Genomic DNA, 21,353 nt, shown 5'->3' on the forward strand with positions numbered 1-21,353 from the left:
TCGCTGAAAGCCTCATTGTATAGATTTTGATTTATCAAGCGCTTTAAGTTTGGCTCCACGACGGTTGCCGCTTTTCTAAGAATGCGGCGAGGCCCTCTTTTCCTTCCGGGCTCGCGCGGCGATGGGCGATGCGACGGGCGGTTTGGTGGCCTAAATCCATATCAATGACCTTGCCGCTGACATCCCTGACCAATTCTTTTACTTCCGCTACACTTCCAGGTGCCGCACAAAAGGCTAAATCGGCCAGACGCTCTTCTCGCTTGGCTAGATCATCTAGATCGGATGCAATTTCTTGAACCAAGCCGATTTCATGCGCGCGCTGTGCATCAAAGGGCATAGCGGTTGCGAAAAGGGCGCGCGCTTGACGTGCCCCAATGGCTTCGATCACATAAGGCGATATCGTTGCTGGCGTCAGTCCCAAGCGGACTTCAGAGAAGCAAAACCTCGCATCTGATAAGGCAATGGCGTAATCACAAGCGGCAACAAGGCCCGCGCCACCGCCAAAAGCGCCGCCCTGGACCAAAGCGACGGTCAATTGCGGCAACCTATGGAGTGCTAACAACATCTTAGCCAGATTTTGAGCGTCTAACTCATTGTCTTCAAAATCGTGGTGCGCCTGCCTTTGCATCCATTCAAGATCAGCCCCTGCACAAAATGACGTCCCTTTACCCCGCAAGAAAACAATGCGCACCCCATCTGCAACGCGTAAGGTTTCAAAAATGTCGGTTAAAGCCTCAATGGTGAATTCATCAAAAGCGTTTTTCTTTTCGGGTCGATTGAGGATCACCAACGCGACGCCATCTGGGGAAATATCCAACAAAACTGGGGGCTCATCTTGAATGGCGTCTGACATGTTAAATCCTTGATCGATCACATTCGGAAAATACCAAAGCGGGACAAAGCAATGGGCGAACCTGCGACACTGGCAAAGGACAGAGATACCACACGACGGGTTTGCGCGGGATCAATAATCCCATCATCCCATAGGCGAGCTGTAGAATAATAGGGGTCGCCCTCTGCTTCATATTTATCGCGGATAGGTTGCTTAAAGGCTTCTTCTTCTTGGGAGCTCCAAGTTTCACCTTTGGCTTCAATATTCTCACGCCTAACAGTGGCCAGAACACTTGCGGCTTGTTCGCCCCCCATCACGCTGGTACGTGCGTTGGGCCAAAGCCATAAAAATCGTGGTGAATACGACCTACCACACATGGCATAATTGCCAGCGCCATAAGATCCGCCAATCACAACCGTGATTTTAGGAACCGTCGCGCATGCAACAGCCATCACCATTTTAGCGCCGTCCTTGGCGATACCTGCGGCTTCGTAATCTTTGCCCACCATAAAACCTGAGATGTTTTGCAAGAATAAAAGGGGTATTTTTCTCTGACAAGCCAGTTCAATAAAGTGCGCCCCTTTTTGCGCGCTTTGGCCAAATAACACCCCATTATTAGCAATGATCGCCACTGGCCAGCCATCTATATGGGCAAAACCTGTCACCAAGGTCTCCCCATACAATTTTTTAAACTCGTGAAATTCTGAGCCATCGACGAGGCGGGCAATGATTTCGCGCACGTCATAAGGTGTGCGCACATCATCTGGTATGATACCATAAAGATCGCGTTCATCCACTAAGGGCGGGCGTGGCGTTTGTCGGCGCGTATAGTCTGGGTTAGGTTCTAGTGTTGCCACACATTGACGGGCTAACTCCAAAGCATGGCCATCATTGGCAGCATAATGATCCACTACGCCGGATTTTCGAGCATGAACATCGCCACCCCCTAACTCCTCTGCACTGACATCTTCACCGGTTGCTGCTTTAACAAGCGGGGGCCCACCCAAAAAAATGGTACCTTGCTTGCGCACAATTATGGTCTCATCGCTCATCGCGGGAACATAGGCGCCCCCGGCGGTACACGATCCCATCACGACGGCAATCTGGGCTAAGCCTCGTGCGCTCATTGTGGCTTGGTTGAAAAAGATACGGCCAAAGTTATCGCGGTCAGGAAAGACCTCTGCCTGATGGGGTAAATTGGCACCTCCAGAATCAACCAGATAGACACAAGGCAAGCGATTTTCCAAAGCAATTTCTTGCGCCCGCACATGTTTTTTAACGGTCATTGGATAATAGGTACCACCTTTAACAGTTGGGTCATTGCACACCACCATGACAGGCCTTCCACAAATCTGTCCAATTCCCGTGATAAGGCCTGCACCTGCAATATCCTCACCATAAAGCCCGTGCGCCGCCAAAGCGGATAATTCTAAAAAAGCACTGCCAGGATCCAAAAGGCGATTGACCCGTTCACGTGGCAGCAATTTACCCCGCGCGACATGGCGCTCACGAGCCATCTGGTTACCACCTTGGGCGAAAAGTGTGGTTTTGTGAACCAATGTGCCAACAAGTTCAGTCATATGAGCGTGATTTCGGATGAAAGCTGGCGAGGTGATATCGATCCGACTGGTTAATGAACCCAATGAAATCTCCAATAACTTTGAAATCTAAGCCAAATTGATGTTGACGTTCATTTAACAGGCTTGTGTCAAGAAGTCATGTTGGCTGTATGTTTCAGTTAAGGCTATTGAATTGGGCTAAGGAGATCACCCCAATGCGTTTCACCACCACAATAAAGCACATAATCCTTTTCATGATAAGTATACCAAATTGCGCTTTCGCCATTGAACCAGCTTGGATTGGAGCCCGGGCAGGAAGTAATGGTTTGGGAGGCGAGATGGCAGTTCAGATGGTCCCCACTCTTGTGGTTCGAGGTATAATCCAAGGATTTGATTATGGGTATGAACCGTCGATTGATGGTATTCAGTATGATGGGAAGCTTAAGCTTAGTTCTTATGGTGCCCAGATGGATTGGCGCCCACCTCTTGTCCCACTATATGTCACCGCTGGCATTTTTGCCAATGACAATCATTATTCCTTAAGCGTAACGCCAACAGGCAATGTAGAGATTGGCAATAAGATTTATACGCCTGCCCAAGTCGGGACATTAAGTTCCAAAGCCAAATTTGACGATGTGGCTTATTTTCTTGGGGCTGGGCTTAAACTGGATTTGGGACCGCTCGAAACCGCCTTGGAGGCGGGGGTTTATTCGCAGGGAAAACCCATAGTGGATTACAGCGCATCGGGTTCATTGGCCTCAAACCCAACTTTTCAGGCTGATCTTGCTTTAGAAAAAGAAAAAATGAGTCAAGAACTCAAACCTCACCAATATTGGCCGATGATAACCCTATTTGCACGCTGGAAATTCTAATTTGGGCCTGAGAATTCAAACCATGCAAATAGAAAGTCAGTGTCTACCATATATTAGGGGACTGAAATGACGCCTAAAGACTTTGCAGGTATTCCATTTTTACGCGATGTAGGGTCAAATGCCTTAAAAGATGTTGAAAAATCGGCGATTTGGTATTCTCTACCGGGGGGGTGGCCACTGTTTCTTGAGCATGAACCGGCTGAGGCATTGTGGTTTGTTCGTTCGGGTTCTTTAGGTGCATTTCGTCGCAATCAGGACGGTAGTAACGAATTTATTGGTCATATTCGCCAAGGGGAGCCAGTCGGTGAAATGGCTTTGGTGGCAGGTGAAGCGCATAGCGCCTCTGTTTATGCGTTGCGCGACACTGAATTGCTGGCACTCGATCGATCTACTTTTAATCGTCTGATACACCGCCACCCCCCGTTGATGCAAAATTTAGCCCGAATTATGTTATTTCGCTCGCGCCAAAATAGGCGGCGTAATCCGCGTTCGGATCCACGCGTTTTTGGGCTCATCTCTGCTTCATCTTCGATCGACATCATCAAGCGTGCAGAGGCGCTAAAGGATGCCCTTCATGTGCTGGGTAAACGTGCGATTGTTATTGGCATGGAAGCCGTTGGAAAGGCCGCTTCTTGGTTTGATGATATTGAACGCAATTATGATATCATCCTTTTAGCTGCGGATCAGGAAGAAGGCATCTGGCCTAAAATATGCCTAAGGCAGGCTGATCGATTATGGATTTTTGGCCGCAGTGATACAGCTCCACCCCATCATATCCTCCCCGAAGGTTCCTCCCCTGCGCGACAATTTCAACTAGTAGATCTCATTTTAGTGGGTCCCCAAGATCGGATCGGCGAAATGACAACCCGATCTCTATCATCAGCATGGCTTGCCGCCAGCCAAGCTCAGCGGCTATTTCATTGGCGTGCTGACCACATCCAAGACGTGATGATGCTGGCCCGCATTTTATCCGGGGCTTCGGTTGGCTTAGTGCTTGGTGGTGGGGGTGCGCGTGCTTATGCCCATATTGGAGTTGTGCGGGCATTACGCGAAACAGGTATTGCCTTTGATTTCGTTGGCGGCACCTCGATGGGTGGTGTGATTGCTGCATGTGTTGCACTTGGCTGGGATGATGGTGAGATTGAACGCCATATTTGGGATGGCTTTGTGCAAAGCAATCCCCTTAATGATTATATCTTACCCGTTGTAGCTATGACCTCTGGTCGAAAAGTCGATCAAAGGCTCGAAGCTCATTTTGGCGATGTTTTGATAGAAGATTTACCACGTCCTTTCTTTTGTGTATCCACAAATTTGACATTGGGATGCTCGAAATTACACCGCAGTGGCAGGCTACGGGATGCGTTGCGTGCCTCAATCGCTTTGCCAGGCATATTACCGCCAGTTGTGTCAGGGGATGATATATTGGTGGATGGTGCTGTGTTGGACAATTTTCCCATTAATGCCATGGCCGATCTCCATCGTGGTCCCAATATAGGCGTCGATGTAACTCGCCAACGAGCGCTACGGGCAGATGAATTTCGTAAGCCCGAGGGTTTTTTGAGATGGGTTAGCCGACATGGAATCCATTCAGCTCCCCCAATTGCTGAACTCTTAATGCGCTCAGCTACAGCATCTGTTGACGCGATGAGATCACATGACAAAACAGATTTACTGATTTTACCCGACATGCAAGGCATTCAATTACGGGACTGGAAGGCCTATGATGCCGCAGTGGAGAGTGGGTATAAAGAGGCCATGCGTGCGATACAAAATCCCCCTTTGGTGCTTAAGCACCATTTGAATTGAAGCTTGATTGCCTAGATTTTGCCTTTTGTGTCATAAAGTAACTCAGTGAGAAGAGAAGGAATTTGATTGTGCGCTTGATCATGGTCTCAGGAGCCGCTTTGACAGTGATTATAGTGTTTGGGTTAGGGGTTGTTGTGGGTAAATTCGTTTTATCATCGAACCCACCAGTCGCTAACTCGCCAAGCAATGCGATCCTCGACCCTGCTGGTTTGGTTAATCCTTTGGCCGATCCGGACGCTGCTGTGGGCAGTGACCCAAATGTCATTACGCCCCCCCCTGCCCCTTTACCTGCCCCCCCGGCCAGTGCAATCAATGAAGTGGTGATTGCTACACCAAGTAACTTACCCCCTGAATCAGGGGTGCATGACGAAACAGAACTTTCGATGTCGGCGGATAAAGCTTCTAGCCAATGTGATATTAAGGTCAACCAATCGCTAGCGATCCGGTCTTGGAAATCTCTGGATAAAGTCACCATAATGGCAACAGGCCCTGATTGTGCATCTGGCAATATAAGGATCATGCTTGAAACTGCAGAAGGTAGGGCGCTTTACACTTTGCAGGCTCCAACCCGTGATTTTGGTATAGCTGCCAATGCTAACGCGGATCAAATCAAAGATCGCCTGTCAGGACTTTTACCCCCCTCCGCCCTCAAAGCTTCTGACTATCCAGCTTGGCCGGTAGGAAGTGACAGCCCAACACGATCTGAATTTACCCGCGAAACCTATGAAACCATAAGGGATTCTGGTGCACCAGTTGTGTGTTTGAAACTACCAAGTTCGGCACAACGCTGTGTGGCACAAGATCCTAAATCCGGACAGTTCCGCGTTTTTGCACGTGGTTAACCTGTCACGGCCAGCCTTTATTCAATTGCAGTTATAATCGCTTGTAGGAACGGGCATGGCGCGGCACTATAGGTCATGGGATAAACATAAGCTTGCTGTGCATAACGCAAATCGCAAGTGAGATAGGTGAAAAGAAAATGAAACGTCGAGATTTTTTGGCAGGAGGTGCAGTGACCGTGGCAGTAAGCACCAGTGAAGGTGCAGTGGCAGCGGCAACTAAGGCAAAAGCACGCGCCAACCCCTTATTGGCGACCTGGAAAACCAAATGGGGTGTCCCGCCGTTTGATCAGATCCGACCAAGCGATTTCACTCCGGCCTTTGAAACAGGCATGGCCAGAAATCTCGCTGAAATAGCTAAAATTGCCGCCAACAAGGCTCCTGTCACCTTTAATAATGTAATTGGTGCGATGGAGCGTTCAGGTCAAGATTTAAACCGCGCTGCAACAGTTTTTTTCAATCTTTCCGGCATGTTGAGCACCCCGGCAATCCAGAAAATTGAGGGACCATTATCGGCAAAATTATCCGCGCATAACAACGCCATTAGCCAAGATCCTGCTGTTTTTGCGCGTGTGAAAGCGCTTTATGACAGTCGCGCCACCCAGAATTTAAATGCTGCACAAAGCAAGTTATTAGAAGATACATATTCAAGCTTTGTTCGCAGCGGGGCTTTACTGACCAAGGAGCAAAAAAAACGCGTCGCCGACATTGATGCGCGCCTGTCTACCCTGCAAGTGACTTTCGGCCAAAATGTGTTGGCCAGCCAATCGGCTTACGCCTTACCGCTAAAATCCCAAGCCGATCTAGCCGGACTTTCCGAAAGTTTTATTGTAAGCGCAGCCGCTGAAGCCAAGGAACGCAAGATTGATGCTTTAGGCGTTGTCACATTAACCCGGTCCAGCTTTGAGCCGTTTTTGACAATGTCGACCCGGCGCGACCTTCGCGAAGCCGTGCAAAAAGGCTGGATGGCAGTAGGCGGTACCCCAGGGACCTCTGATAATCGTCCCCTGATCATCGAAATCATCAATTTAAGAAACGAAAAGGCCAAGCTGTTGGGCTTTAAGTCGTTTGCACATTTCCAGCTCGACAATAAAATGGCCAAGACGCCCGAAGCCGCTATGGATATGATGATGGGTGTTTGGAAAGCTTCCCTCGCCACGGCCAAGCGTGAGCGGGCAATGTTGCAGGACTTGGCAGCAAAAGACGGCTTGGAAGGACCACTACAATCCTGGGATTGGTGGCATTATGCTGAAAAGGTCCGCAAAGCGAAATTTGACGTCGATGAAGCCGAGACCAAGCCCTATCTTGAACTCAACCAGATGATTGAGGCGATCCATTGGAACGCCAATCAATTGTTTGGTATCACCTTTAAGAAGATCCATGGCGTACCCACCTGGCACCCAGATGTAGTGGTCTATGAGGTATATGATTCAAATGGCGCACCCATGGCCCTATGGTATGGTGATTTCTTTGCGCGACAAGGCAAGCAGTCGGGCGCATGGATGAGCAGTTTCCGCGATCAACAGCGTTTGATCGGTGATATCAAACCTGTCGTCTACAATGTATGTAATTACACCAAGGCTCCAAAAGGCAAACCCAATTTATTGAGCTTGGATGATGTATCGACCTTGTTCCACGAATTTGGTCATGCCCTGCACGGCATGCTCTCCAACGTGACCTATCCCAGCCAATCTGGTACCAATGTGAAACGTGATTTTGTGGAGTTTCCAAGCCAATTGATGGAACATTGGGTGACAACCCCTGAAATATTGACCCGCTTTGCCAAGCACCATGCGACGGGCGAAGTTATCCCCAAGGCTTTGGTTGATAAAATCATTGCGGCCAAGAATTTCAATCAAGGCTGGGCGACCAGTGAATTTATGATGGCCGCGATTATGGACATGAAAATGCATATGATTGAAGGTCCTGCCCCAACGGATGTGGATGCTTGGGAGCAAGAAATGTTGGCCAGTATTGGCTCCATTCCTGAGATTGTGGTGCGTTACCGCCCAGGCTATTTCAAGCATACGTTTGAGGGCGGGTATGCAGCAGGGTATTACAGCTATATTTGGGCCGCAGTGCTGGAATGCGACGCCTTCCAAGCCTTTGTTGAAAAAGGCAATGTCTATGACCCACAAACCGCGGCGCGGCTGAAAGAGTTCATTTTCGCGAGCGGCGGTCAAGCCGACCCGATGGACAATTATATTCACTTCCGTGGCCGAGCACCGGGGGTTGAAGCCCTCCTGAAAGATCGAGATTTGAAGCTGAGCTAATTTGTGAGCTACCCTCCCCCGCTTACGGGGGAGGTGTCCACTAAACGACTGGAAGATTAGATTTCTTCCTCGCCCTCATCTTCATCGTCGATCTCGTCATCCTCGTCCAAATCATCTTCGAGATTCGCTGGCTGATTGCCATGAACAGCGGCAAGCTGTTCATATTCAGCAACAATCTCCTCATCTTCCATAGCCATAATTTATCTCCTTCTCACTGAGGCCTGCAGCGTCAATCGCTTTGATGTCACGTGTATGAAAGCTGTGCGAAGCTTGCGTGACGGGAGCTAATTTTAGGAATTGGCCTTGTTATCGTCCGCCACAACCCGCAGGCCCAGATCGCGCAATTGCTGTGGCGTTGGCAGGCTTGGCGCCCCCATCATCAAGTCTTGCGCATTTTGGTTCATCGGGAACATGATGACGTCTCGAATATTGGCCGTACCTGCCAATAGCATCACCATCCGCTCAATCCCAGCTGCACAACCCCCGTGGGGTGGCGCGCCATAGCGAAACGCATTGACCATACCGCCAAAGCGGGCTTCGACTTCTGAGGCTGGATAACCAGCCAATTCAAATGCTTTAAACATGATTTCAGGCTTATGGTTGCGGATACCGCCGGACAAAAGCTCATAGCCATTGCACGCCAAGTCATATTGATAGGCATAAACCTCAAGAGGATTGCCCTGTAGCGCTTCCAGCCCACCTTGGGGCATGGAGAAGGGATTATGGCTGAAGTCGATTTTGCCACTTGTTTCATCAACCTCATACATCGGAAAATCGACGATCCAGGCAAAGGCAAAGCGGTCAGATTCGGTAAGGCCTAATTCATCGCCAATGACCATACGGGCTTTACCAGCTATGCGCTCAAAGGTTTGGGGCTTACCGCCCAAGAAAAAGGCAGCATCGCCTGAACCCAAACCCAATTGGTGACGGATCGCTTCAGTGCGTTCTGGCCCAATGTTCTTGGCCAAGGGCCCTGCGGCTTCAAGGCCAGAACCGTCTTCGGCCTGACGCCAGAAGATATAGCCCATACCTGGCAGGCCTTCTTTTTGTGCAAAGGCGTTCATACGGTCACAGAATTTGCGGCTACCGCCCCCGGGCGCTGGGATGGCGCGGATTTGCGTGCCGGGCTGTTCCAATAGATTGGCGAAAATGGCAAAGCCCGAGCCTTTGAAATGATCGCTCACTTGATGCATTTTGATGGGGTTACGCAAATCTGGCTTATCGGTGCCATACCAAAGGGCGGCATCCTTATAAGAAATTTGCGTCCAATTGCGGTCTACTTTCTTGCCTTGCCCAAATTCCTCAAACACCCCAGCGATTACAGGCTCCATGGTCGCAAAAACATCATCCTGGGTGACAAAACTCATTTCAACATCGAGTTGATAGAAATCTGTGGGTGAACGGTCTGCGCGGGGGTCTTCATCGCGAAAGCAAGGTGCGATCTGGAAATATTTATCAAAACCCGCTACCATAATCAGCTGCTTAAACTGTTGGGGTGCTTGAGGTAGTGCGTAGAATTTACCAGGATTAAGCCGGCTTGGTACCAAAAAGTCGCGGGCACCTTCTGGGCTGGAGGCCGTCAAGATGGGCGTGGTAAACTCAGAAAAACCTTGATCCATCATACGTTTACGAATGCTTGTTACTATTTTGGAGCGCAACATAATGGTGTTGTGCAAGGTTTCACGTCGCAGGTCGATAAAGCGATAGCGCATACGGATGTCTTCTGGATAATCAGGCTCTCCGAATACTGGCACTGGCAGTTCAGACAAGACTTGCGAATGGATTTCAACATGGAGCACGCGCAATTCAATGGCACCTGTGGCCAAGTCTGGATTAATCGTAGACGGATCGCGGGCAATCACTTCACCTTCAACCCCGATTACACTCTCAGCGCGTAAATGGGTTAATGTATCAAAGCTTGGGTTGGTTGGCCCGCAGACGATTTGGGTGATACCATAATGGTCGCGCAAGTCGATGAAAGCGACGCCACCATGGTCACGCCGACGATGGATCCAGCCTGCAATTTTGACCGTTTGGCCAACATGTTCGGCGCGAAGCGCACCGCAGGTATGAGTTCGATAGGCTGACATGATATAGGGCCGATTCACTAAGTGGGTTGAAGATGGCGATAGACCGTGTGCCGCACGAAAGGTCAAGAAAAGAGGTCATTGGGTGGGCTCAAATCGCATCTTCATCGCTGAAAATCGCTGAATGAGTGGGATCAGTGTTGCAGGCTCGCGCCATAGAGATGCGATTTACACCTTCACAGCAAAGAGCAGCCTCTAAACCCTCGCGCTTTGCCCCGATCCACGTCATATGAATTTGGATGAAAGTTATCCAAACCACCCATGAACTTGCCGAGGCTTGCGACGCCATTGCCCAACATGAATTTGTGGCCGTAGATACTGAGTTTTTACGCGAAACCACCTATTGGCCCATGCTATGCTTGATCCAAGCTGCCGCAGGTGATGTTGAGATTTTGATTGACCCCCTGATTGAGGGACTATCGCTTGAACCTTTCTTAGACCTGATGGCCAATCAAGCGATCCTCAAAGTCTTTCATGCGCCACGTCAGGATTTGGAAATCTTCTATCGCCTGATGGGTGGCAAGCTTCCTAGCCCGATATTCGACACCCAAACAGCAGCTATGGCCTTGGGCCTAGGTGAGCAGATTGCTTATGATGGACTGGTGATGGCCCTTCTTAAGCGGCCCGTCGATAAATCACACCGCTTTACAGATTGGAGCCGCAGGCCTTTGTCGGAAAATCAATTGACTTATGCCCTAGCTGACGTGACCCATTTACGCGACCTTTATCCCAAGATGGCCGGTCAATTAGAGCGCAAGGGGCGTAGCGATTGGATCAGTGAGGAGATGAGAGCGTTTGTCGATCCTGCCGCTTATGACACCACGCCCGCAAATGCTTGGAAGCGTTTAAAGCCTAAACGATTTGCGCATGATTATCTGGCAGCATTTTTCACTGCAGCCACTTGGCGTGAATGGTTTGCGCAAGAGCGTGATGTTCCGCGCGGGCGTATCCTTAAGGATGATGCCATTTTTGAAATCGCAGAACAACGCCCCCGCGATGCCGATGCCATGGACCGTATGCGCGCTCTACCAAAGGGTTTTGGTCGATCAAAAGGTGGTATGCAATTAATAGAAGCCCTCAATGAAGCCCTAGACAATCCTGCCGAATATGCCCCTAAAATCGAAAAATTGCCAGCGTTGCCATCGGGGATTGGCCCGGTCGTTGAATTGCTGAAAGTATTATTACGCTGTGAGGCGGAGCGTTTAGGTGTAGCTTCCAAACTCCTTGCGACTGTCTCTGATTTAGAAGAGATTGCTGCCAGTGATAGTGCCGATGTGGCCGCGATGAAGGGGTGGCGGCGTCAAGCCTTTGGTGAAAAAGCGTTGCGCCTAAAACGGGGTGATATTGGCCTTGTGATGAAGGGCAAGCGGGTGCGGGTGTTTGATGTCGCAGATAATGCAATTGTGGAAGAAGAGCGCGATCCTCATTTAGATCATGATTGACGCTGCCGAAATGAGATTAGTTGGCTTGGATTTCCACAGGTATTTTTAGAATATTTCCTAATTGATTTAAGCGTTTAACAACTTGTTCTGTCATCAAGCCTCTGAACGAGGGCTGGGTGGAAAGCATCAGTTTGTTTGCTTCAAATTTAAGAGTGCTTTGGGTCAACAATCGCGCGGAACGCCCAGATATTTCTGCACCCAGACGAATCGTAGCACCTAGCGCGTCGGCGCGCACCAACCGCTCTGCATCGAGAAGGCGACTAACAAGTTTGGATTCAATTTCATCTAGTTTTGCTCCATATCGACGTGCCGAGGCACGGGCTAAAAAGACTCGCTCACTATGCGATGCTGCAGGATATGGTGCCCGCAAAACAATTTCAAAGGCAATGCGCGCGCGATCATCTGGATGCAAAATGGCCCCAACATCTGCCAGCATACAGGCAGAGGCACGGAGAATTTCATCGCGCTGATCTGGAAAAACCGGCGGTAAATCTTCAAACAAAGGCAACGTCCACCAAAAGAGCGCTTCACCAAACTCCCGCATGCGCGGGTCTTGACCCACCATGGCCATAGCACCGGCCACCAATGGATCTTGTGCCCGCTCTTCGGGGCTTAGATCTTCCAATAAAATCCCTTCACGTAAACCATGGGAAGAAATGATAACTTGTTCAAATGCACCAAAATCAAGCAATGAGCGCATCAAACCTGCCGCATAAGGCAAAGTCTCTGCCCGCTTACCTATAGCACCATCTATGCGCTCAAGGGATTGGCGGCTTTGTCCGGCGATAAACTCACAAATGGTGATGGCTTCTGCCCGAGACATTGCATAATTGTGTAAGACTTGTAGGGGGTAATTGCGGGTAATCATGTCGATCTTAGCAATGGCCCGCCAGGCACCCCCGACGGCATGAAAAGCACACCCCTTAAACCGCTTTAGCACTTCTGATTGCCTTAGAAACCTTTCAATACTTAGTTGAATTGACGCCCCATCAAACGGCTCGATCATCCCCAAAGCTAAAGGGCCCATTGGCCAACTTTCCGCCAATCCGGGTCCGTTTGGACCTAAAGCCACCAATTCAAGGCTTGATCCACCCAAATCTCCTGCGACACCGCCAGCACCCGGCGCGCCCGCTAACACCCCTAATGCCGATAAGCGGCCCTCCTCATGGCCAGAGAGGATTTTGACTTTGAAGCCCGTGTGATCGAACACGTTTTGAACAAAGTCGCTACCGTCTGATGCGTCACGAATAGCAGCCGTTGCGACTGCATGCACGTTTTCCACACCAATGGCTTCAACGAGCAGCCGATAGCGTTTCAAGGCTTCAAGAGCGCGGCGAACCCCTTCTTGATTTAGCTTACCGGTTTGAGAAAGCCCGCGTCCGAGGCCTGCCAATACTTTCTCGTTTAAAATAGGTGCAGTGGCGCGTCCCTCCAACCGATAAATTACCAAACGAACAGAATTGGAGCCAATATCAATGACCGCCCGTTCGCGAACATGGCTTCGTGCAAAACGCTTTGGCATGCTAATTCTTGACGCGAGAAACAGTTTTTCGGCGCACTTTGGCGCGCGGGGTCGTAGGACGGGTCAAATTGGCCGCGCGCCCCCGCCCAGAAAGACTGGGGTTTTCCATAAACCACATATGAACATTAAAAGGTTGATCGGGATTTTGGGGCTGCACGCGGTGATAGACTCCATCACAATCCATGAGCCAACTTTGAGCTTCATCGGCCAAATAGGCCACCATGATTTGATCGAGAACTTGCTGATGGACTGTGGGGTTTTCAATCGGAACTAAGGTTTCCACCCGACGGTCCAAATTGCGTGGCATCCAATCGGCAGAGGAGAAATAAACCCGTGCATTAGGACTAGGCAAACCTGTACCATTGGCAAAGCAGACGATGCGGGAGTGCTCAAGAAAACGGCCAACAATCGACTTTACCCGAATGGTCTCTGATAGGCCAGCGACACCCGGTCGTAAGCAACAAATGCCCCGTATAATCAAATCAATCGGTACGCCCGCTTGACTGGCCTCATAGAGTTTATCGATCACGACTGGATCAACCAGTGAGTTCATCTTAGCCCATACACCCGATGGTTTTCCTGCTTTAGCAGCTGAAATTTCACGCTCAACAAGGCCCAATAACTCAGATTTCATAGAGACTGGCGAAACAGACAGCTTTTCCATTTGTACCGGCGTTGCATAGCCGGTCACAAAGTTAAACAAGCGACCGGCATCACGTCCAAAAGCGGGGTCGGCTGTAAAAAGAGATAAATCAGTATAGGTTCGCGCTGTTACTGGATGATAATTACCGGTTCCAAAATGGGCATAGGTTCGCAACTCCGCCCCTTCTCGACGCACAACCAGACTGACTTTAGCGTGGGTTTTCAGATGCACAAAGCCATAAACAACATGCACGCCTGCGCGTTCCAAATCGCGCGCCCACTTTAGATTTGCCTCTTCATCAAAACGGGCTTTGATTTCTACAAGGGCAGTGACGGACTTGCCTTGCTCCGCTGCGGCAATCAAGGCCGCAACAATCGGAGAGTCGGTAGAAGTCCGATACAGGGTCTGCTTAATCGCCAAAACATTGGGATCACTTGCGGCTTGACGTAAGAATTGAACCACCACATCAAAACTCTCAAACGGGTGGTGAACCAATATATCTTTGGCGCGAATAGCGGCGAAGCAATCACCGCCAAAATCGCGGATACGTTCTGGGAAGCGCGCCACATAGGGCCTAAACTTCAGTTCTTGTCGATCATCTGGAATGATTTGACTGAGCTGGGAAATGCCAAGGATTCCATTAACCCGAACGACTTCATTAGGTGCGGCTTGAAGTTGTTCTATAATAAAGCTCTGTAAATCAAGGGGCATCGTCGCTTCGATTTTTAGGCGCACCACATCGCCCTTGCGACGCTCTCGCAACGCGGCTTCTGCTTGGCGTACTAAGTCTTCAGCTTCTTCTTGGAGTTCAACGTCACTGTCACGAATGATCCGAAACGCACCCGACCCAATTACATCATAGCCAGGAAACAAGCTATCGGCGAATAAGCGTATGGCGGTTTCAACCGAGACAAATCGCTTAACACCGTCCAATATAGGCAACGGCATGAAGCGCGCCGCCTGCATCGGAACCGGGACAAGTGCTGTCATCAGGCGCCCATCTTCTTCTCGGCGTAATCGAAAGGCGACGGTAAAACCAAGATTGGGTATAAAGGGAAATGGATGAGCGGGATCAATGGCTAAGGGGGTCAAAACAGGGAAAAGTTGTGTTAAGAAATCCTGCCGCAAAGTCTCACGGTCTATTTCGCCTGCCTCTTCAATGGTGACCACGGCAAAGCCCACATCTCGCAGTTCACCTTGTATCATTCGCCAGCACGCTTGCTGGCGTTCCATCAGGGCATTAGCAATCTTGTCGATCCGCGCCAATTGCTGAAGGGGTGTTAAGCCGTCTTGGCTTGGAGTTTTAAGATTGTCGCGTACTTGTTCACGCAGACCCGAAACACGAACCATATAAAATTCATCAAGATTGCTGCCGCAAATTGCTAAAAACCGCAATCTTTCCATGATGGGATGATGAAGGTTTTCGGCTTCATCCAATACGCGGGCATCAAAAGCCAGCCAAGACAATTCTCGGTTCAAAAAACGATTTGGCTCATGGCCCCTGCCTAAAGTCACCTTTGGTTTGATTGCCCGCACAGGCGCACGGCGGGTCACTAAAAGATCAGGTGTAATGTCAAGCCCTTGAACCGACGGCCTAGAGCTGTCTGGCGTGATATGATCGGTGACTTTGGTCATTGCTCTTTATGTTTTGCCTCAAAAACGTCATTACCTGACGCCATATCGTCATCATAGACTTGTGGATACATGACGCGAAGCGCACGTTGCGCCAAGGCCATAGGAGATTTTAATGAAGAAGCAGTGACAGATTGCATGCATAAAGTAATGGCCTTTGCAGAATTAAATGTCCTTGGCAGCCGTGCAGCCAAATAAGCTGCAGAAGTTTCATCGAGTTTAAATCCCATGGCAGCCGCATGACGAATAATCAATCGTGCAAGAAGAGGTTGCTCTGGCGGACGCAAGGTCTCGCAGACAATCGTCGATAGACGCGATTTTAGGTCAGGAAGCTTAAAGTTCCATAGCATAGGGGGTGTGCGGGCTAATAGCAAAACAGCTCCGCCTTCGCGCTCCAACCTAGATAATAGTGCAAATAATGCCGTTTCTTCACTCAAATCGGCGTCATCGATCAAAGCAATAAGCGGATTTGGATCCGCCTCACCTTCGATCAATTGTAAGTTAAGCTCATGTCCTTTCAGAAATATAGCTCCAGCTTCATAGGCCCAAAGCGTTCCTAGATGCGATTTACCCGAGCCGCTTTCGCCATAAAGACACATCACCCCACCTGGCCATGTTCGCCAAGGTATCAGAGCTTCACGAGCATTTTTACTTTCATCTGAGATTAAAAAGCTGTCAGCAACAAAGCTTGGGCTGCCAAAATCCAGCTGCCATTGTTGCGCGCCATGCTCAATGGCACCAGTCTTGCCGGCCTTATCGCCCGCGATTAAGGATGGTCTATTGGACACGCCTTCATGCACCTACCAGTTTTAGGGTATTTTTATGATGGCTCACATTCAGGTCCAGACCCATACGCGCCAGTAATGTTTTTAATTCAACGATATTACCCTCAAATCGCATTAAAACCAAGGCTCCATCAATTGAAACAGCGCGGATGGTCACGGTCAAACCCTGGATCCGATCTAAAGCCGTTCTTAACCGCCTCCACTCTTTGAGGTTGGCATAAATCACTAAAACCTCAACATTCAAGGGCGTTGTTTTGGGCGATATCTTATCTGAAGTTGAGAGCGTAACATGTTGACGTGTTTCGGCCAAACTAGGACAAGCCAGTAGGCTTATCATGGCAACAGCTGTGCAAATCAACAACAAGATGGGTCGGCAGGATAATTGCTTGAAGTTCATGGCTTCATTATAGCGCCATTGCAGGTTAACGTGAAATGCACACTTGCGGTAATAGCTGCACCCGATCATAGGGCTATAATGACGCGATATACTGACACCCCACCACCAATTGGTTTGACTTACAAGGAATCTGGTGTTGATATTGACGCTGGGGATGCTTTGGTTAAACGCATCGCTCCCTTGGCGAAAGCAACCGCACGGATTGGAGCCGATGCAGCTTTGGGGGGCTTTGGTGGCTTATTTGATCTCAAAGCCTTGGGCATGCGTGACCCGATTTTAGTTTCGGGAACCGATGGGGTTGGAACCAAACTTGAAATCGCCCTTGCTGCTGGCTTACATGATGGGATCGGCCAAGATCTTGTAGCCATGTGCGTCAATGACGTTTTGGCCCAAGGCGCTGAACCTTTATTTTTTCTTGACTATTTTGCCTGCGGCAAGCTTGATTTGGAAATAGCATCTGCCGTGATCGGTGGCATTGCGCGTGCCTGTAAAGAGGCTGGGTGCGCTTTAATTGGCGGGGAAACCGCTGAAATGCCTGGCATGTATAGCGATAAAAAATATGATTTGGCAGGCTTTACCGTCGGTGCGGTTGAGCGCGATTGCGTTTTGCCCACATTAGAAGACATGCGCGTGGGTGACGTCTTGGTTGGCCTACCCTCTTCAGGGCCCCATTCCAATGGCTATTCCTTAATTCGCAAGGTAGTGGCTTTAAGTGGTCTGACTTGGGATGCCCCTTCCCCGTTCAGTGCCGCACAAACCCTTGGCCAAGCACTATTAACGCCTACAAGCCTTTATCCTCGGGTGGCTTTACCCATCATTCGGGCGAAACTGGTTAAGGGTCTGGCGCATATCACGGGCGGTGGCCTCACCGACAACATTCCGCGCATGTTGCCCAAACACTTGGTACCTATATTAGATGATGCTGCTTGGGCTCTTCCACCAGTATTCCAATGGTTGCAGGAAACAGGGGGTATTGCAAGCACCGAAATGGCGCGCACCTTTAATTGTGGGATAGGGTTGGTTGCATGTGTTGCTCCAGAATTGGTCAGTCCCTTAATCGAAGCTTGGATAACGCAAGGGCATGAACCAGTGGTGATGGGCGAAGTGCGCGCCCGATGAGCAAAGCGCGCGTTTTGGTATTGATTTCTGGGGGTGGCAGTAATCTGCAAGCCTTAATTGATGCGAGCCTGAAAGCCAACTCCTCATTTGAAATCAGCCACGTCATATCCAATCGACCAGAGGCTGGGGGGCTCCTGCGTGCGACTAAAGCCTCAATAGCAGCAGAGGCCCTTGATCATAAATCCTTCAAAGAGCGGGCATTTTTTGAGGATGCTTTGGCGCGGCGAATTGATCATGTCACGCCCGATCTGATTCTTTGTGCTGGATTTATGAGGATCATGAGTGCAGATTTTGTCAACCGTTATGAAGGGCGAATGATAAATATTCACCCTTCCCTTCTGCCCAATTTTCAAGGACTCAACACACATGCCCGCGCCCTTGAAGCCGGCGTTACCTTGCACGGCTGTAGCGTCCATTGGGTCAACGCGGATGTGGATCAAGGGGCGATCATCGGTCAGGCTTGCGTGCCCATTTTCCCGGGTGATACACCAGAAATCCTTGCATCACGTGTTTTGGTACAAGAACACCGCCTATACCCCTTATGCGTGGAAGCAGTGGCTTCTGGGCGGGCAAAACTGATCCATGGACGAACTTTTTTAGATGGGCTTCAGGGCGGCATTGCCTTATTGGACAATTCTTAAACCTAATGCACACAATGGCGGCCGCATTGCGACCGCCGCTTTGATGCGTTAAATCAAGAGTGAGTTAGCCGACGATTTCATTACCAGCAAAAAATTGCGCGATCTCTATGGCAGCAGTTTCTAGCGCGTCGGAGCCATGCACCGTATTCTCCCCCACTGATAGAGCATGCGTTTTGCGAATGGTGCCTTCAGCAGCATTAGCAGGATTGGTAGCCCCCATGACATCGCGATAAGTCGCGATCGCATTTTCACCTTCAAGAACTTGCACAACCACGGGAGCTGAGGTCATAAAATCAACCAATTCACCAAAGAATGGCCGCGCTGCATGGATGCCGTAAAAGGTTTCAGCCTGCGCGCGGGTCATAAGAATGCGCTTTTGCGCGACAATACGCAAACCAGCGCCTTCAATAATCGCGTTGACCGCACCTGTTAAGTTACGACGAGTTGCATCTGGTTTCAGAATGGAGAAAGTTCGTTCGAGCGCCATGGTGGCCTCCTTATAAGCGAACGCACGTTCTTGAAGAACGCGCAATCTGGGATATGGAACGCGCGCCTCTAGCAGCACGCGCAACGAGTTGAAAGCCTCATGAACAATAGACTCGCGCAACTCTTGTGCCACGATTGAGTTCAATCGTAAGTTTACCCGGATTTACCTCAGATGAAAGCGGATCACCAACTCGATAAATCCGCGTTCCTGGTGGTAATTTGACTGTCAGGACGTCGCTAATCGTTCGACCAACCAAATATTGATAAGGGCGTGCATCGCACTTTGGTAACTTATCTTGTATTTGTGGTGGGGTTGAATGAGGTTGGGGATCTTGCTTGGACGCAGGGCCAGATGTCAGGGGTTGTGACAAAGGTGTTTGGGCAAATACGGTGCCAGAAAGACAAAAGATCACAATCATTAAGCTGTAGCTAATAGATTTTTGTCCCATTTCCCATCCTCACTTTGGCGCCAATAGGTTGGTATCAATCCGTTTTCTTTCGCCAACCGCCATTGGCTTCGCGCATGGGTTAACGCACCCTCATCGCGCCCATCAAACAATACACATATACGTTTTACATCATCCGTTTTGCCCCATTCCGCCCCATCGAGCAAAAAAATAGCCTCAGGTGTTGACCATTGCTCCACATGTGTGCCCGTGGAAGACAGTAAACAAATGGGCGCTAATGATTCTTTTGCCGAAAAATTTGGACTCTCATGCGCCAACCAAGAACCAGGCTTCCAAGTCCATAAGTGGGTATCAAGCCTTTGAAGGCGATCTTTTGAGGTTGAGTAAACCCCCACGCGCCACAAACGGTCTAAGCATTTCTCAATTAATGGAGGCAACGTGTCCTCCACACTGCTTGATTCCAAATGATAGAACCAAATCTCTGGACCCAAATCTACAGACATTTGGTTAAACTTCAAACGCATTTGCGATGAGGCGATTGAGCAGTCGCACTCCATAGCCTGTTGCCCATGATGGTTCACGGGGATCCTCATTTGTTGGTTTCCACGCCGTACCGGCTATATCAAGATGCGCCCATTTAACGCCGTCTTGTACAAAGCGTTGAAGAAATTGTGCCGCCGTAATTGAACCAGCTCCCGCACCACCTCCTGATTTTTGGACATTTTTCATGTCTGCAACTGAGCTATCCATCAATTTATGATAGGCAGGTGTTAATGGGAAGCGCCAAACAGGTTCTTCGCTTTGGATGCCGGCTTGTATCACTTTGCCAGACAATTCATCACAATTTGAGAATAGACCGGCATATTCATGACCAAGTGAAATGATGATCGCACCCGTCAAAGTCGCCAAATCAATCATCACCTTTGGTGAATACTTTTGCTGGGCATAAGTCATTACATCACATAAAACCAATCGTCCTTCTGCATCTGTGTTTAGAATTTCAATGGTTTGACCGCTCATAGAGGTAACAATATCACCAGGGCGTTGCGCCATGCCGTCTGGCATGTTTTCGACCAGTCCAACCAAGCCAATAACATTGGCTTTAGCTTTTCGCCCAGCAATCGCGCGCATCGTCCCAGCAATTGCTGCAGCCCCCCCCATGTCGCCTTTCATTTCCTCCATTCCCCCTGATGGTTTGATTGAAATTCCGCCAGTGTCAAAACAAACACCTTTGCCGACAAGTGCTAAAGGGGCCTCATGGCCGCCGCCATGCCATTTCATGATCACCAATTGGCTCTGGCGGGCAGATCCCAACCCAACACCCAGCAGGGCATGCATGCCAAGTGCAGCCATTTGTGCTTCACCTAAAACTTCAACTTCAATGCCTAATAAACTAAGTTCCTTTAATCTTTTTGCAAATTCTTCTGGGTGCAATACATTGGCGGGCTCATTTACCAAATTACGTGCAAAGTAAACACCATCGGCAAGTGCTTTATAAGCTGGCCAAGCTTCTGCCCCTGCTGCAACATCGATTTGTATAGTCTCTAGGCTCGGCTTTTGGTCAGATTTTAGCTGTGTCCTATAGCGATCAAAACGATAAGCTGCTAAGGATGCGCCAAAAGCTATTCTTGCAGCATGACTTGGACCTGCCCATTTTTTCCAGCCCGCCAGCGCAACAGCCGCGGTCTCAATTCCGCTTGTTAAAAGGGCTTTGGTGCCAACCGCCGCTGCCCGTTCAAGTCCGGCCTCATCCATTTTTCCACTTTCACCCAACCCTACCAAAACGATCAATTCATGCTGATCACTGGGTGCATGTACCTGTAACAGTTTTCCTGGTGCCCCCGTAAAACGCGCCGCTGCCACTGCCTTGGTCAGCCTACCCTTGCACAGCTTATCAAGCTTGACGGCTGGTGGTGTCAAAACAGCTTCGCCATCGGATTGAGCAACAAAGGCGATGACAGCTCTGGCGTGCGATTTTTCAATAAATTGGAATTTCATGGCAAATGTGCTC

19 protein-coding genes are annotated in these 21,353 nt (G+C 49.6%); 7 read left to right on the plus strand and 12 right to left on the minus strand.

Annotated elements, in window-relative coordinates:
• Positions 1-43: 43 nt before the first annotated feature.
• Entirely contained in the window at positions 44-853 is an 810-nt protein-coding gene (locus tag PsB1_RS00720; RefSeq protein ID WP_284358458.1) for an enoyl-CoA hydratase-related protein, read from the minus strand.
• Between the two features lie 17 nt (positions 854-870).
• Complete coding sequence (locus PsB1_RS00725; RefSeq protein WP_478210048.1) at positions 871-2,475, minus strand: carboxyl transferase domain-containing protein; 1,605 nt, start codon at positions 2,473-2,475, stop codon at positions 871-873.
• Between the two features lie 254 nt (positions 2,476-2,729).
• Here PsB1_RS00725 and PsB1_RS00730 point away from each other — a divergent pair, with 254 nt between their 5' ends.
• From PsB1_RS00730 to PsB1_RS00745, 4 genes are all read left to right on the plus strand, one after another.
• Positions 2,730-3,263, plus strand: coding sequence for a hypothetical protein (locus PsB1_RS00730; RefSeq protein ID WP_284358459.1), 534 nt, complete (start codon positions 2,730-2,732; stop codon positions 3,261-3,263).
• A gap of 66 nt (positions 3,264-3,329) precedes the next feature.
• The gene (locus PsB1_RS00735) at positions 3,330-5,069 is read left to right on the plus strand and encodes a patatin-like phospholipase family protein (RefSeq protein ID WP_284358460.1); all 1,740 of its coding nucleotides are present in this window, start codon (positions 3,330-3,332) and stop codon (positions 5,067-5,069) included.
• Between the two features lie 68 nt (positions 5,070-5,137).
• Positions 5,138-5,911, plus strand: coding sequence for a hypothetical protein (locus PsB1_RS00740; protein ID WP_284358461.1), 774 nt, complete (start codon positions 5,138-5,140; stop codon positions 5,909-5,911).
• Between the two features lie 137 nt (positions 5,912-6,048).
• Positions 6,049-8,181, plus strand: a complete 2,133-nt coding sequence (locus PsB1_RS00745) for a M3 family metallopeptidase (RefSeq protein WP_284358462.1) — start codon at positions 6,049-6,051, stop codon at positions 8,179-8,181.
• Between the two features lie 56 nt (positions 8,182-8,237).
• Here the strand turns inward: PsB1_RS00745 and PsB1_RS00750 are convergent, their stop codons facing one another.
• The gene (locus tag PsB1_RS00750; protein ID WP_284358463.1) at positions 8,238-8,378 is read right to left on the minus strand and encodes a hypothetical protein; all 141 of its coding nucleotides are present in this window, start codon (positions 8,376-8,378) and stop codon (positions 8,238-8,240) included.
• A gap of 93 nt (positions 8,379-8,471) precedes the next feature.
• On the minus strand, positions 8,472-10,271 hold the full coding sequence (gene aspS, locus PsB1_RS00755; protein WP_284358464.1) for an aspartate--tRNA ligase: 1,800 nt from the start codon (positions 10,269-10,271) through the stop codon (positions 8,472-8,474).
• A gap of 236 nt (positions 10,272-10,507) precedes the next feature.
• Here aspS and rnd point away from each other — a divergent pair, with 236 nt between their 5' ends.
• A complete protein-coding gene (gene rnd, locus PsB1_RS00760) occupies positions 10,508-11,710 on the plus strand; it encodes a ribonuclease D (RefSeq protein WP_284358465.1) in 1,203 nt (400 codons plus the stop codon).
• Positions 11,711-11,726: 16 nt separating this feature from the next.
• Here rnd and PsB1_RS00765 read toward each other — a convergent pair whose 3' ends face one another.
• Genes PsB1_RS00765 through PsB1_RS00780 form a run of 4 tightly spaced genes read right to left on the minus strand, consistent with a single transcriptional unit; the run spans position 11,727 to position 16,689 of the window.
• Positions 11,727-13,232: a Ppx/GppA family phosphatase gene (locus tag PsB1_RS00765; protein ID WP_284358467.1), complete on the minus strand. Its 1,506-nt coding sequence runs from the start codon at positions 13,230-13,232 to the stop codon at positions 11,727-11,729.
• A gap of 1 nt (position 13,233) precedes the next feature.
• Positions 13,234-15,510 carry an RNA degradosome polyphosphate kinase gene (locus PsB1_RS00770; RefSeq protein ID WP_284358468.1) on the minus strand — a complete coding sequence of 759 codons (2,277 nt, stop codon included), beginning with the start codon at positions 15,508-15,510 and terminating at the stop codon, positions 13,234-13,236.
• Positions 15,507-16,295 carry a P-loop NTPase family protein gene (locus tag PsB1_RS00775; RefSeq protein WP_284358469.1) on the minus strand — a complete coding sequence of 263 codons (789 nt, stop codon included), beginning with the start codon at positions 16,293-16,295 and terminating at the stop codon, positions 15,507-15,509. Before PsB1_RS00775 ends, PsB1_RS00770 begins: the two co-directional genes overlap by 4 nt.
• A 4-nt stretch (positions 16,296-16,299) precedes the next feature.
• The gene (locus PsB1_RS00780) at positions 16,300-16,689 is read right to left on the minus strand and encodes a hypothetical protein (RefSeq protein WP_284358470.1); all 390 of its coding nucleotides are present in this window, start codon (positions 16,687-16,689) and stop codon (positions 16,300-16,302) included.
• A 78-nt stretch (positions 16,690-16,767) separates the two neighbouring features.
• Between PsB1_RS00780 and purM the strand changes: the two genes are divergently transcribed.
• Both purM and purN read left to right on the plus strand, forming a co-directional pair.
• Complete coding sequence (gene purM / locus PsB1_RS00785; RefSeq protein ID WP_284358471.1) at positions 16,768-17,808, plus strand: phosphoribosylformylglycinamidine cyclo-ligase; 1,041 nt, start codon at positions 16,768-16,770, stop codon at positions 17,806-17,808.
• Positions 17,805-18,449: a phosphoribosylglycinamide formyltransferase gene (purN, locus tag PsB1_RS00790; RefSeq protein ID WP_284358472.1), complete on the plus strand. Its 645-nt coding sequence runs from the start codon at positions 17,805-17,807 to the stop codon at positions 18,447-18,449. Before purM ends, purN begins: the two co-directional genes overlap by 4 nt.
• A 64-nt stretch (positions 18,450-18,513) precedes the next feature.
• On the opposite strand, the gene ndk is transcribed toward purN, so the two are convergent.
• The 4 genes from ndk to PsB1_RS00805 all read right to left on the minus strand — a co-directional run bounded on the left by ndk (position 18,514) and on the right by PsB1_RS00805 (position 21,340).
• Positions 18,514-18,936 (minus strand): nucleoside-diphosphate kinase, encoded by a 423-nt coding sequence (gene ndk, locus PsB1_RS00795; RefSeq protein WP_284358645.1) that lies wholly within the window; start codon positions 18,934-18,936, stop codon positions 18,514-18,516.
• A gap of 97 nt (positions 18,937-19,033) precedes the next feature.
• Positions 19,034-19,384 carry an I78 family peptidase inhibitor gene (locus tag PsB1_RS11875; RefSeq protein ID WP_420887843.1) on the minus strand — a complete coding sequence of 117 codons (351 nt, stop codon included), beginning with the start codon at positions 19,382-19,384 and terminating at the stop codon, positions 19,034-19,036.
• A complete protein-coding gene (locus tag PsB1_RS00800) occupies positions 19,354-19,845 on the minus strand; it encodes a DNA polymerase III subunit chi (RefSeq protein WP_284358473.1) in 492 nt (163 codons plus the stop codon). The genes PsB1_RS11875 and PsB1_RS00800 overlap by 31 nt, the downstream gene beginning before the upstream one ends.
• Positions 19,846-19,849: 4 nt before the next feature.
• Complete coding sequence (locus PsB1_RS00805; RefSeq protein WP_284358474.1) at positions 19,850-21,340, minus strand: leucyl aminopeptidase; 1,491 nt, start codon at positions 21,338-21,340, stop codon at positions 19,850-19,852.
• Positions 21,341-21,353: the final 13 nt, after the last annotated feature.

The organism is Candidatus Phycosocius spiralis (genome assembly GCF_030158815.1).
Lineage (GTDB): Bacteria > Pseudomonadota > Alphaproteobacteria > Caulobacterales > Aquidulcibacteraceae > Aquidulcibacter > Aquidulcibacter spiralis.

Bases quoted from the DNA above. Each gene is read 5' to 3' on its own strand.
- PsB1_RS00750 (WP_284358463.1), bottom strand. From the start codon at position 8,378: ATGGCTATGGAAGATGAGGAGATTGTTGCTGAATATGAACAGCTTGCC.
- PsB1_RS00745 (WP_284358462.1), top strand. From the start codon at position 6,049: ATGAAACGTCGAGATTTTTTGGCAGGAGGTGCAGTGACCGTGGCAGTA.
- purN (WP_284358472.1), top strand. From the start codon at position 17,805: ATGAGCAAAGCGCGCGTTTTGGTATTGATTTCTGGGGGTGGCAGTAAT.
- PsB1_RS00805 (WP_284358474.1), bottom strand. From the start codon at position 21,340: ATGAAATTCCAATTTATTGAAAAATCGCACGCCAGAGCTGTCATCGCC.
- ndk (WP_284358645.1), bottom strand. From the start codon at position 18,936: ATGGCGCTCGAACGAACTTTCTCCATTCTGAAACCAGATGCAACTCGT.
- PsB1_RS00765 (WP_284358467.1), bottom strand. From the start codon at position 13,232: ATGCCAAAGCGTTTTGCACGAAGCCATGTTCGCGAACGGGCGGTCATT.
- aspS (WP_284358464.1), bottom strand. From the start codon at position 10,271: ATGTCAGCCTATCGAACTCATACCTGCGGTGCGCTTCGCGCCGAACAT.
- PsB1_RS11875 (WP_420887843.1), bottom strand. From the start codon at position 19,384: ATGGGACAAAAATCTATTAGCTACAGCTTAATGATTGTGATCTTTTGT.
- rnd (WP_284358465.1), top strand. From the start codon at position 10,508: ATGAAAGTTATCCAAACCACCCATGAACTTGCCGAGGCTTGCGACGCC.
- PsB1_RS00770 (WP_284358468.1), bottom strand. From the start codon at position 15,510: ATGACCAAAGTCACCGATCATATCACGCCAGACAGCTCTAGGCCGTCG.
- PsB1_RS00735 (WP_284358460.1), top strand. From the start codon at position 3,330: ATGACGCCTAAAGACTTTGCAGGTATTCCATTTTTACGCGATGTAGGG.
- PsB1_RS00720 (WP_284358458.1), bottom strand. From the start codon at position 853: ATGTCAGACGCCATTCAAGATGAGCCCCCAGTTTTGTTGGATATTTCC.
- PsB1_RS00800 (WP_284358473.1), bottom strand. From the start codon at position 19,845: ATGTCTGTAGATTTGGGTCCAGAGATTTGGTTCTATCATTTGGAATCA.
- purM (WP_284358471.1), top strand. From the start codon at position 16,768: ATGACGCGATATACTGACACCCCACCACCAATTGGTTTGACTTACAAG.
- PsB1_RS00730 (WP_284358459.1), top strand. From the start codon at position 2,730: ATGGCAGTTCAGATGGTCCCCACTCTTGTGGTTCGAGGTATAATCCAA.
- PsB1_RS00780 (WP_284358470.1), bottom strand. From the start codon at position 16,689: ATGAACTTCAAGCAATTATCCTGCCGACCCATCTTGTTGTTGATTTGC.